The following is a 1,193-nucleotide window of genomic DNA, read 5'->3' as shown; positions in this document are numbered from 1 at the left end:
GGTAATGCCCCCGTTTTCCACAGTCGGCAGAAGTAGAAACTAAGCGGCCATGGCCAGCCGCTGCTTCGGGGTAAAGCCGCCCAATGCCATATTTGGGCGCTCGTGATTGTAAGTCCACATCCAGTCGGCCGCTGCCTGCCGAACCTGCTCCAGGTCTTCCCACAGATATTGCGAGAGCCATTCGTATCGCGCGGTCCGATTGAACCGTTCGATGTACGCGTTCTGTTGCGGCTTGCCCGGCTCAATGTATTCCAGCCGTATACCTAGCTTCTGCGTCCAAGTCACGATGGCTGTGCTCAGGTATTCTGGGCCGTTGTCACAACGAATTACCTTCGGCTTGCCACGCCATTCCATGTGCTGCTCCAGCGTGCGAATCACCCGCTCGGACGGCAGCGAGAAATCCACCTCAATGCCCAGCGCCTCGCGGTTGAAATCATCAATCACGTTCAGCGTCCGGATGCTGCGCCCGTCAACGAGCTGGTCATGCATGAAGTCCATTGACCACACTTCGTTGATGGCATGCGGCACCGACAGCGGCTGCGGCGTTTCGCGCACCAAGCGTTTCTTCGGCTTGATGCGCAGGTTCAGCTCCAGCTCCCGATAAATCCGGTAGATGCGCTTGTGGTTCCACCCGAATCCCTGCACGTTACGCAAGTAGTAATAGCACAGCAGAAAGCCCCAGTTGCGATGACAGCCCGTGATACGCATCAGCCAGTCTGCAATCTCTTCGTTCTCCGTGTTCAACTTCGCCTCGTATCGGTAGCACGACTCGCTGATGCCGAACACTGTGCACGCCACACGAATTGACACGCGGCGCTGTTGCACAACCTGCTTTGCCATCTCGCGCCGGCGAGATGGCTTCAGAACTTTTTTTGCAGCGCCTCCGAGGCAATCTCAGCCTTGAGCTTCTCCTCGATGTACATCTTGCGCAGCCGGGCATTCTCCGCCTCGAGCTCCTTCATGCGCGACATCATCGACGCGTCCATCCCGCCGTACTTCGAGCGCCATTTGTAGAACGTTGCCGAACTGATGCCCAGTTCCCGGCATAGCTCCGGCACCGCAAGCCCAGCCTCCGCGCGCTTGAGCGCCTCCAATATCTGGCTATCTGTGAATCTCGACTTCTTCATCTGCAGAACTCCCTCTTAACGAGAAAATTCTACTTCTCCCAGCGGTGGATTTCAGGGGGTATTACC

At 57.1% G+C, this 1,193-nt stretch carries 1 protein-coding gene; it reads right to left on the bottom strand.

Annotated features, from left to right (window positions below; all coding sequences use genetic code 11):
* Positions 1 to 39: 39 nt before the first annotated feature.
* Positions 40 to 1,127 (bottom strand): IS3 family transposase gene (locus ACUXH0_RS26390; RefSeq protein WP_086003188.1). Its coding sequence is split into 2 segments (ribosomal slippage): positions 40 to 878 and positions 878 to 1,127, totalling 1,089 coding nucleotides; the frame shifts between segments, so codons are not numbered across the junction.
* Positions 1,128 to 1,193 lie beyond the last annotated feature (66 nt).

This window comes from Ralstonia sp. 110700041-2, assembly GCF_056280165.1.
Note: the sequence above shows the minus strand (reverse complement) of the source record. Positions and strands in the feature narration are given on the sequence as shown.